8 protein-coding genes are annotated in these 10,625 nt (G+C 46.7%); 1 reads left to right on the top strand and 7 read right to left on the bottom strand.

All coding sequences use genetic code 11. From position 1 onward, the window contains the following. Positions 1-257: 257 nt before the first annotated feature. The 7 genes from QUB25_RS00180 to QUB25_RS00150 all read right to left on the bottom strand — a co-directional run bounded on the left by QUB25_RS00180 (position 258) and on the right by QUB25_RS00150 (position 9,290). Positions 258-845, bottom strand: coding sequence for a hypothetical protein (locus QUB25_RS00180; protein WP_333181402.1), 588 nt, complete (start codon positions 843-845; stop codon positions 258-260). 651 nt (positions 846-1,496) lie between these two features. After that, a complete protein-coding gene (locus QUB25_RS00175; protein ID WP_333181400.1) occupies positions 1,497-1,976 on the bottom strand; it encodes a GNAT family N-acetyltransferase in 480 nt (159 codons plus the stop codon). Between the two features lie 196 nt (positions 1,977-2,172). Next, positions 2,173-3,759 (bottom strand): photosynthetic/respiratory NAD(P)H-quinone oxidoreductase subunit D1, encoded by a 1,587-nt coding sequence (gene ndhD1, locus QUB25_RS00170; protein WP_445251916.1) that lies wholly within the window; start codon positions 3,757-3,759, stop codon positions 2,173-2,175. 560 nt (positions 3,760-4,319) lie between these two features. Further along, the gene (locus QUB25_RS00165) at positions 4,320-6,365 is read right to left on the bottom strand and encodes an NAD(P)H-quinone oxidoreductase subunit 5 (RefSeq protein WP_333181398.1); all 2,046 of its coding nucleotides are present in this window, start codon (positions 6,363-6,365) and stop codon (positions 4,320-4,322) included. 224 nt (positions 6,366-6,589) lie between these two features. After that, positions 6,590-8,038 carry a Tic22 family protein gene (locus QUB25_RS00160; protein WP_333181397.1) on the bottom strand — a complete coding sequence of 483 codons (1,449 nt, stop codon included), beginning with the start codon at positions 8,036-8,038 and terminating at the stop codon, positions 6,590-6,592. A gap of 115 nt (positions 8,039-8,153) precedes the next feature. Beyond that, a complete protein-coding gene (locus QUB25_RS00155; protein ID WP_333181395.1) occupies positions 8,154-8,531 on the bottom strand; it encodes a thioredoxin family protein in 378 nt (125 codons plus the stop codon). A 45-nt stretch (positions 8,532-8,576) separates the two neighbouring features. Continuing rightward, the gene (locus QUB25_RS00150) at positions 8,577-9,290 is read right to left on the bottom strand and encodes an NnrU family protein (protein ID WP_333181393.1); all 714 of its coding nucleotides are present in this window, start codon (positions 9,288-9,290) and stop codon (positions 8,577-8,579) included. 243 nt (positions 9,291-9,533) lie between these two features. On the opposite strand from QUB25_RS00150, the gene QUB25_RS00145 reads away from it, so the two are divergent. Then, on the top strand, positions 9,534-10,538 hold the full coding sequence (locus QUB25_RS00145) for a LysR family transcriptional regulator (RefSeq protein WP_006635623.1): 1,005 nt from the start codon (positions 9,534-9,536) through the stop codon (positions 10,536-10,538). Positions 10,539-10,625 lie beyond the last annotated feature (87 nt).

Here is a 10,625-nt window from a genome sequence, read left to right as displayed (position 1 = left end):
TTGGAGGTATAGAATGCGATCGCCAAATTAGATTTCAAACTCTGAATCTAGCAGTCACACTTCACTCTCCAAGCATTGGCCGTACCTACAATCTGTAGAAGTTCCAATTAGAACCTCCTATGATTAGCCTTTTTTTGATTACAACCTGTAGCTTATATCGCATACTTAGCGGTCTAACGGCAAAATGCAGCGGCGGCAGATAATCTCGAACTAAAGACTAGGGGCTTTAGACCGTCCACTGCCATGCAGTGTTACGCTTAGGCGTTAGATTGGTTAGATTGTATACTTTGAAGAAAATCTGGTGATTTAGACAAATCCTTAAAGGCTTCCACACTCTCTCTTAGGAACACTATTATCCACCTCAGTTCTTCAAGTTGAGCTAATAGTCGGGGATTTTGTTCATCTAAAAGGGTAATTAAATTGTGGTAATCTTCTACAGAACTGGTATCAAGAAACGCTAGGTTTTGATGAATTAATTTGTTTCGCTCAGCTACCATGCTGGCAAGTTTGCGTTTTTCTACTTTTAAGAAATCTGGATTGTCATAAGTAACCTTAAATGATAGAGAAATCCCTGCATCAGAAAAGTCTGGTGTAGGCTCAGGTTCACTAGCATATTCCAAAATATTTTTATTAAATTCCTGAACTAACTTACCTAATGTTTGTTTTCGGAGTCTAGTTTCATTCCTACGTAACTGAGCTGAATTTGTTTTTCCAGTCCCCTCTAATTGCCTCACTGAAAGCAAGTATTTGAATGCTGCTTCGATTTTTGAAAAATTAACTATGTTTCTCCCCAGTTTTCTTAATGCTTCAGCTCTAATTGCTTCAATATCTACTGACTCATTCATAAGGCCTAATTAACAAATTAGCGGACACTTACAGAACTTACATATATTCTTGCAAAAACAACAGATTGGCGGATGCTTTCAGTTCTAATAAACTTTAGCTTAATTACCGTCACAACCATTAACTACTAGACAACTTATACCTTAATCAAAAGGGAATTAGATACTCCCAAGAAAAGGTTAGTAAGAACGGGTGGCAAGAACAGCCCTACAGAAGAGTGAAGCCTAACTATGTATTCAACGTTAGAGATGCTGCATAACACCCAAGATTTCCAAAATAATCCGTTAGATCTGCTGGATAACATCTCAATTTTAAGGGATTAAGCAGAAACCTTGCAGGTTAAGTCTGGGTTCTTGGGTGCTATCCGTCACCTTTGCTGGATACCAGGCCCTATATCGATCTTATCCAGCATTAACCTAATGTCCTAACCTACCGCTCTGATGTGCCTTGAGCGCTTAGTGGAGGCTCTGCCTTCGCGGAGTATGCCCGGGCGGAGTAGGAACGAGTACGATCGCCCCTCGCTGTAGGTTGGATTAAGCTTGTCACGTCCTTACTTGTGAATCAGGGTAACGTGAAACCAAACATGACTCGATTGAGCGATCGCGATTAACTAGCTATAGAACAAAGTAAACCTTGAGACTTAACATCTGCAGTTAGAGCTTCTTGAAGTATCTGGCGACTGGAAATAGCTCGAAGCCAACCTTTTCATAGGTGTGACGGGCTCTTTCATGACCAGGATCGCCCCCAGTCTCAACCATAGCAATAGACATCCCAGCATCTTTCATCCAACCCAGAGCGAATTCTATCAAAGCGGTGCCAATCCCTTGACCTTGAAAGTCTGGATCGACAGCAACCATGTAGATTTCACCCATGCTGTCCTCTGAGTGTAGTTTCACGGCTACAAAGCCCACAGTAGAACCGGCATCGATCGCAACCCATACATTCGTGTCTTCCGCAGCACAGACATCTTCCACAGCTTTTTGCTGGCTAACACGCCAATGATTGGGATAGAATGCTTGGTAAACATCAGCGTTCATCGCCTTCTGAATCGAATCAAAGACTGGGGTCCATGCCCGAAGCGAAAGACGAATAACAGCATCAAGGTGGCGAGGGTCGTAGGGTTCAATTTGCATTCCCACATGAACTCCTGTTAACTCAGAAAGCTGGCGTTGCTGAATAGAGGTATGAATTCAAGATTTCCCAATTGCTATAAGCCCGCTTGAGGGTGAGTTTTGTAACTTCAAGGGAAAAGGTGATTCATACCGTGAATCAGCAACGCCCGCTATTTTTACATTAGTTTGGGGGTTTTCTTCCTAAATCCAATTCAAATCACAACTTGCTCGGCTCGATCGCCGGAGCACGCAGAGACACAGTTTTATCCGCAGCAGCCTTAGCCACAAGCGACGGTACAGAATCGCGCAATCTTGCAGTCAACTTTACAGTAGTCGCATCGTAAACCTGAGTCAGCATCTTCGGATACAAACCAATGCCAATAATCGGCACTAACAGAGCCGCAATAATAAACACTTCTCGCGGTTCCGCATCCACCAACTCTTCGTGTTCCGACAATTCCTTATTTTCAGGGCCGTAGAAGATTTCACGCAGCATCGACAGCAGGTAAATCGGAGTCAAAATTACCCCGACAGCAGCTAGAAATACCACACAAACTTTAAACACAGGATTGTAAGCATCGCTGGTTGCAAAACCTACAAACACCATCAATTCTGCTACAAAACCGCTCATTCCCGGCAAAGCCAAAGAAGCCATAGAACAAGCAGTCCACATCGCGAAAACCTTACGCATTTTCTGCCCCACACCGCCCATTTCATCGAGCATGAGGGTGTGAGTACGATCGTAAGTGCATCCTACCATAAAGAACAAACTCGCCCCAATTAAACCGTGGGAAACCATTTGCAGCATTGCACCGCTAATTCCCAAATCGGTAAACGAAGCTATCCCAATCAGCACAAACCCCATGTGCGAAATCGAAGAATAAGCAATTTTCCGCTTCAAATTTCGCTGAGCAAAAGAAGTTAAGGCGGCGTAAACAATATTTACCACACCCAAAATTACTAAAATCGGTGCGAAGGTAGCGTGAGCATCCGGGAGCATTCCCGCATTCATCCGCAGTAAAGCGTAACCGCCCATTTTTAGCAGAATTCCTGCTAGCAACATATGGGCGGGTGCGGTTGCTTCCCCGTGAGCGTCAGGAAGCCAAGTGTGCAGCGGAAAAATTGGCAGTTTGACGCCGTAAGCTATTAAAAAACCTGTATACAGGATCAATTCTACATTGGGGGCATAATCTTTAGCTGCGATCGCCCGCATATCGAAAGTCACCGTATCGCCGTAAAACGCCATCGTCAGCCCGCCAAGCAAAATAAACAGCGAACCGCCTGCGGTGTACAGGATAAACTTAGTTGCTGCGTAGAGGCGCTTTTTGCCGCCCCAGATGGACAAAATCAGGTAAATCGGGACTAATTCCAGTTCCCAAACCAGGAAAAACAGCAACATATCCTGCACGGCAAAAACTGCGATTTGGCCGCCGTACATTGTCAGCATCAAAAAGTAAAAAAGCTTCGGTTTAAATGTGACAGGCCAAGCAGCTAAAGTAGCCAGCGTAGTAATAAAACCAGTCAGCAGAATCAGCGGCATTGATAAACCGTCAGCACCCACCGACCAATTCAAATCGAGTTGCTGCACCCAAGTATAGCTTTCTACCAGTTGCAAATCTGGATTGCTGAAGTCGTACTGAGTGTAAAAAGCGTAAACAAGTAGGGCAAAATCGATTAAACCCACAATTAGGGCATACCACCGCACCGTCTTGCCATCCTTATCGGGAATTAAAGGAATCAGCAAGGACGCAGCAATGGGAAACAGAATTGTTGTTGTTAACCAGGGAAAGTTAGCTGTATCCATTGCGTTTTAAAATGATCCATCAGTTATTAGGTTTAAACACATTTTGGCAATTTTGGCCTAAATTTTATACTTTCTTTAGACGGAACATTTTTTTTTGCTATTATTTGGACAATTTATGCGATCGCAACAGTTAAGTTTAATGAAAGATTTATTTCTATAGCAATCCTCGCATCATTTGTGAAATTTCTTACTCCCTCCCCTTGCCAAGGGGAGGGTTGGGGTGGGGTAAAAAATTTATGACTCCTGCAAGGATTGCTATATTTGCTAATTGTCAATTGTGATTTATTAACCTAATACCATTTTTTAAAATATCTCCTAGTGGGGATACGGTCATGCCCAAAGCGTGTTAAGTTAAGCCTAAAATCCTTGATAAATATTGCTTTTACCTGAGTCTAGATCCTCCTAAATCCCCCTTAAGAAGGGGGAATTTGAGAAGATTCCTGTCCCCCCCTTAAGAAGGGGGGCTAGGGGGAATAGAACCCTAATCGTCAGAGAGCAGACCCGTACTAGGTTTGACATGGTTGTTGACACCATTTGGACAAGGCCGTGTCCCTACAGATTTAACCGACTCCAGAAACGATCGCAAAACCCAGAACTGCGACAAACACAATCAGGGCATAAAATTGAGCGCGACCGCTCTCAAAGTATTTCAAACCTTCGCCGCTAACCAGGGTGATAAGCCCGGTTAAGTTGACGACACCATCGACGACTCGCAAATCCACTTCCATGACTTGCCGCGCTAAACGGCGGCTGCCTTTGACAAAAAGAAAATCGTTGATATCGTCGAGATACCACTTGTTGAGGGAGAACTCGTAAAGCGGTTTGATTTTTTGGGCGATCGCACTTGCGTCAATTTTACGGCTCAAATACATCAGAGAAGCCAAAGTAATGCCCAGCAAAGCAATACCTACAGAGCTTCCGCCCATAATCAAAAATTCCGTCAAATTGAACTCAGCAGCGTGTTCCAAAACTTCTTCGAGAGATTCCCCTGGCGCGCGAACAAACTGCTCGAAATAATTGGCAAACGGCGTACCGAGAAAACCGATAAACACAGAAGGTACTGCCAGCAACACTAACGGCAGAGCCATTGTCAGAGGAGATTCGTGAGGCAAATGGTCGTGCTCATCGTGACTGTCGCCAGTTGATGCCAATTCCTTAACGTTCATCGCTCCCGGACCAAAAACAACACCGGGTTGCAAGAGTTGCCGCTTGATAGCGCTGTCATTGCCCCGGAATTCGCCCTCAAAAGTGCTGAAATACATTCGGAACATATAAAACGCGGTCATCCCGGCCGTCAACCAGCTAACAGCCCACAGAGCCGGATTTGCTGCGAAGGCGCTGGCGAGAATTTCGTCTTTTGACCAAAAACCAGCAAACGGCGGAATTCCGCAGATTGCCAAATTTCCGATCAAAAAGCAAGCAGAGGTAATCGGCATATATTTCCGCAAGCCGCCCATGACTCGCATATCTTGAGCGAGTGCGGGGTTGTGGCCTACAACTGCTTCCATACCGTGAATCACTGAACCTGAACACAGGAACAGCATTGCTTTGAAGTAAGCGTGAGTCATCAAGTGGAAAAGTCCGGCACTGTAAGCGCCGATTCCCATTGCCATCACCATGTAGCCGAGTTGGGAGATGGTGGAGTAGGCGAGGCCTTTTTTGATGTCATTTTGGGTAATCGCGATCGAAGCGCCCATAAATGCCGTAAAACAGCCTGTACAGGCGATCAAATTCATGACTGCCGGCAACCCTTCAAACACCGGGTACATCCGAGCGATCAGGAATACGCCAGCGGCTACCATTGTCGCGGCGTGGATCAGAGCAGAAATCGGTGTCGGGCCTTCCATTGCGTCTGGCAGCCAGACGTGGAGGGGGAATTGAGCGGATTTGGCTGCTGGGCCCAAAAATATCAGGACGCCGAAGATTGTCGCCAGAGTCGCCGAAAGAGCACCGGATTCGACTAAGGAGTGCAGGCGTTCGCCCATGACGCTAAATTCAAAGCTGCCGGTGGCCCAGTAAATGCCGAGGATGCCCAGCAGCAGGCCGAAGTCGCCGACGCGGTTGGTGACAAAAGCTTTTTGGCAAGCGTCAGCAGCGGGTTTGCGATCGTACCAAAATCCGACTAGCAGGTACGAACACATACCTACCAGTTCCCAAAAAATGTAAATCTGAACGATGTTCGGGCTGATTACTAGACCCAACATCGACGCGCTGAAGATGCTCAGGTAGGCGTAAAAACGCACGTACCCGTCATCGTGAGCCATGTAGCCGTCGGTGTAAATCATCACCAAAAAGGCGACCGTAGTGACGATCGCCAGCATTACCGCCGTCAGGGGGTCGATGATATAGCCCATATTCAGCGAGAAGTCGCCTGCAGAAGCCCACTGAATACTGCGGGTGTAGGGTGCGTGGCCCTGTAGTTGACTCCACAGCAATGCGAAAGAAAGTACCATTGACCCTCCGAGTGCGGAGACGATTAATATCGCATTCGCTTGTCGGAGTTTGTTGGTTGCCTGGTTAAAGGTGATTAAGCCTAGACCTACTAGCATTGCGCCTGCCAGCGGCAGGACTGGAATCAGCCAAGCGTATTGATAAAGCAGTTCCATGACTGATAGGTAGTTTAAAGTTTCTACTAGATTGACAAAACTGTAAACAATTGTGACACAGGCTTGGACGACTGGGCATAAATGCTTGATATTTTTTGAAGTATGCTGAGTTGGCGGCCTTATGGATTTAGGTTGTTAGGAGTTAATGTGCCATAAATCTCACCCCGAACAGAGTCGGGATGAATGAATGCCCGTGAAACTGATATTGCGGAGGTCGATCGCGATTACCCCAAGTTTAGAATCGAATCTGTAGTGGATGCGATGAATGTGGAACTGCGAACAGTTGCCGGTGTTGCATTTAAAACATTCGCTAAAATGTCGCCATTAGCTAACAAGATTAGCGTGTTTGCACCCTCGGCAGTGAAATTGAGGTCATTAAGAGTGATACTGCCCGCGATCGCAATTCTATCCCCTTGATTTAAATCTGTAATTCGATCGGCAAAATTTGCATCCCGCACCCCTGCATCAACATCTATTTTGATAATAAAATTATCTATTTCGCCGCCGCCCGTAAGAATGTCAAAACCTGCATCGCCTAATAAAAAATCATTACCTTCGCCGCCGCTGAGAGTATCATTTTCTCTCCCTCCCCGCAAAAAATCACTGCCACTTCCGCCGTCTAGACTATCATTATCTTGACCGCCGGTGAGCAGATCGCTACCATCATCTCCGAAAATTAAATCGCTGCCTTTGCCACCCCGCAGCAAGTCGCTACCAGCGCCGCCGCGCAGCAGATCATTTTCAGCATTCCCATTAATTACATCATCATCTGATGAACCACTCACGGTATCGTTACCGTCTAAGGCTCGCACGCCGCCAGGAAATTGAGTCGCACTGTTTGGAGGTATTTGAAATAAATCATTGCCCAGAGTTAAGTCAAAAAAACCTCCGCTAGCGGATGCAGTCAATAACTTATTAAAAACGCTCAACTGCTCAAAGTCTGTGATACTTCCAGGAAGCTGGCGCACAAATTCCCGCGACTCCTGCGAGGGAATCAAAATCAATTGGTTGAAGAACGCGTCGTCCTCAGTACGCAAAGCTTCCAAAACGCTCTCCAAGTTCACCACCTCAATCTTAATTGTGGCAGTGAGATTCGGCTGCTGCTGCTGGAAGCGCTCCACCAGTTCCTGCAGTTCTTCCTTGTTAAAAAACAAGGGAATCACCTCTTGCTGGTTGCGCTGAATCGTCAAATAACCATTTTCCCGGCCACCTCTGGCCAAAAACAGAGGTACACCGTTGAACTCGTTAACCTGTTGACCAGTCTGCTGAAGTACAGTTTTAGCCAACTGCACCTGCTGCGGAGCCGGAACGTAAGAAAATTGGATCTCCTCCGGCTTGCCTTTATTTGCTTGAGAAAGCTGGTAAATTTCCCCTAGCGACACCGGCGTCACGCGCACGGAGGCCGCCAACTGAGGGTTTGTAGTTTTCAGTTGATCGATAAAAGCTTGAGCATCCTGCTGGCTGATAAAAATTCGTGCCACTGAATCATTGCCGGTTTGACCCTGACCTTGTTTGGGAACAGTAGAGATGAGGGGAGCACCCTGAGCATCTGTAATCACAAACACCGGCACCGAGCGCAGCTTTTCGTCAATTTCTGTATTAGACAGTGCTAATGTTGTGAGATTTCCCGCTTCCGAGGCAGGGAGCAAGTCAACATTAACTAAATTAGACATGGTGATATTAACACGTGTTAAATTCGTTAAATCTTGTACTTACCGGCACAATAGGTGTTATATCCCCGAATTTTTTAAGAAGTCGGGGGTCTAACAGCTATGGGACTTAAAAATGTTACCTGTTGGCTACTTCCTGAAGTTGCAGCCGTTGAGATGGGGAAGCTACGTGAGCTGCGAGCATCCAGGAATCCAGAGTTCGCCGCAGTTCCTCGCGTCCTTGGTAGTCTTCAAATCTAAATCGAACTTTATCGCCCTCAAACAAAATCAGCGTGGGCAGACTTGTCAGCCGATAAGTGTGGGCCAACTTGAAACATTGATCGGCATTCACCCCAACCAGCTTGATTTTTTCTGCCCACTCTGCCTCAAAAGTCTTAAGCGTGGGGTCGATCGCGCGGCACAAACCGCACCAAGGAGCCGAAAAGTGAACTAAAACGGGGGTAGAGGCTTGAAACACCTCTTGTGCAAAAGTGCGTTCGCTAACCGACAACACCATGAGCCCTCAAAATTTAATAATTTTTTTTCTATCCTAGGGATCATGCTACCAGTATATGTTCCTAGTGACACGCATCAAAAAAGGATGAATTTCCCACAGCAAACCAGTAAAAATGACTACACCTACGTAGGAAGGGCGGAGAAACTCAAGCAAATCAAGGGTTTGACGCTTTTGTAGGATTGCCAAAAAAGGCATGATTGAGGTTCGAGATTTGATGGTTTCAAAGGATTCTCCAAAACGAGCCTGAAGTCGCCTGTCGCCGTGCCACACTCCGAAGAGGTGGTGAAGTACCAAACCGATGGAAGTGACGAGGGTAAAGCTAGTGCCAATCCACAGGGTGTGGGCCACGCACCAAATCACCTGTCCCACCATTTGCGGGTGACGGGTGATGCGAATGATGCCAGTTTCGTAGAGGTGCACTTGGGGCTTTTGGACGGCGGCAATTTCTAGGAGGTTGAAAGTTGCTGGGTACAGAAACAGAAAGGAAATTGCCGAAAGTATCCAAACTGCAGGTTTAACTCCGGGTAATCCCTGTACTTGCCAAAGCTGCACGCCGTCGTAGCGGTGGTTGAAAAAGTAGACAATCAGAATGACGGCTAGCGGCAAACTGACAAGGGCAAACAAAACGCGGTAAAGTCTCGGCCCGATCAGCTTTTCACCTTTGGGCCGGAGGGCTGCTAAACCGCTGTGGGCGATCGCAAAAACCAGTAATAGACCCAGAATAACAAAGTGGGAGTCGAGCGCCAAGTCGATCGTCATTGCAAATATTAAGAAAAGTTATTGATTCTCGGCCAATTTGTGTCACAAAGTATCTATGGGAGCATTCAGCGGTTATCAGTCAGTTAACTGTTCACTGTTCGCTGTTGACTGTTGACTGTTCGCTGTTCGCTGTTGACTGTTCGCTGTTGACTGTTCGCTGTTTGCTGTTCGCTGCCTACAGTCAACCGTCAACCGTCAACTGACAACTGACAACTGACAACTGACAACTGACAATTTAGATATATGTCTGACCTTCCTTTCACTTTAGACCAGTTACGCATTCTCAAGGCGATCGCCTCTGAAGGAAGCTTCAAACGCGCCGCGGACAGCCTCTATGTATCCCAGCCAGCAGTTAGCTTGCAAGTGCAAAACTTAGAGAGACAATTGGACGTGCCGCTGTTTGACCGGGGGGGGCGGCGGGCGCAACTGACCGAAGCCGGACACCTGCTGCTGAGTTACGGCGAGAAAATTTTATCGCTTTGCCAGGAAACTTGTCGAGCTCTGGAAGACTTGCAAAACCTCCAAGGCGGTACTTTGATCGTCGGCGCATCTCAAACAACGGGAACCTATTTGCTGCCCCGGATGATCGGGATGTTTCGTCAAAAGTACCCGGATGTAGCAGTACAGCTTCACGTTCACTCTACCCGCCGCACGGCGTGGAGTGTGGCAAACGGGCAAATCGATTTGGCAATTGTTGGCGGAGAAATTCCTACCGAACTTGTAGAAGCTTTAGAAATTGTTCCTTACGCTGAGGACGAACTGGCTCTGATTCTTCCTCCGTCCCACCCGATGGTACAACAAGAAAGTATCCAAAAAGAAGACCTTTACAAATTGCAGTTTATATCCCTCGATTCGCAGTCTACGATCCGCAAAGTAATCGATCAGGTACTGACTCGCTGCGGTATAGATACGCGCCGCTTGAAAATAGAGATGGAACTAAATTCGATCGAAGCAATTAAAAATGCCGTTCAGTCGGGCCTGGGAGCTGCTTTTGTCTCGGTTTCGGCGATCGAAAAAGAGTTGCTCATGGGCGTCTTGCACAAATCTCAAATGGACGAAGTTTTGGTAACTCGCATTTTGTCGCTGATTTACAACCCCAACCGCTACCGTTCTAAAGCAGCAGAGGCTTTCAGCAATGAAATTTTGCCCCAGTTTGCTACTTATTCGACCATCCACGAGAAGAAAGAACCCCCCGCGCTCGATTTGGGATTCATAGAAATAGCAACTCCCAACTCAGCGGGAAGTTAATCTCTTAGGTCGCTGGCAGTTAGCAGTTCGCGGTTAGTTGAGAGATCGAAATCTGGTTTAACCATCACTTTTTCTTTCTTCTTCCCT

The sequence above is a fragment of the Microcoleus sp. B3-D7 genome (assembly GCF_036705305.1).
Classification (GTDB): domain Bacteria; phylum Cyanobacteriota; class Cyanobacteriia; order Cyanobacteriales; family Microcoleaceae; genus Microcoleus.
Note: the sequence above shows the minus strand (reverse complement) of the source record. Positions and strands in the feature narration are given on the sequence as shown.

Excerpts from the sequence above, each read along its gene's own strand:
- QUB25_RS00180 (WP_333181402.1), bottom strand. The coding sequence starts at position 845 with ATGAATGAGTCAGTAGATATTGAAGCAATTAGAGCTGAAGCATTAAGA.
- QUB25_RS00175 (WP_333181400.1), bottom strand. The coding sequence starts at position 1,976 with ATGCAAATTGAACCCTACGACCCTCGCCACCTTGATGCTGTTATTCGT.
- ndhD1 (WP_445251916.1), bottom strand. The coding sequence starts at position 3,759 with ATGGATACAGCTAACTTTCCCTGGTTAACAACAACAATTCTGTTTCCC.
- QUB25_RS00165 (WP_333181398.1), bottom strand. The coding sequence starts at position 6,365 with ATGGAACTGCTTTATCAATACGCTTGGCTGATTCCAGTCCTGCCGCTG.
- QUB25_RS00160 (WP_333181397.1), bottom strand. The coding sequence starts at position 8,038 with ATGTCTAATTTAGTTAATGTTGACTTGCTCCCTGCCTCGGAAGCGGGA.
- QUB25_RS00155 (WP_333181395.1), bottom strand. The coding sequence starts at position 8,531 with ATGGTGTTGTCGGTTAGCGAACGCACTTTTGCACAAGAGGTGTTTCAA.
- QUB25_RS00150 (WP_333181393.1), bottom strand. The coding sequence starts at position 9,290 with ATGACGATCGACTTGGCGCTCGACTCCCACTTTGTTATTCTGGGTCTA.
- QUB25_RS00145 (WP_006635623.1), top strand. The coding sequence starts at position 9,534 with ATGTCTGACCTTCCTTTCACTTTAGACCAGTTACGCATTCTCAAGGCG.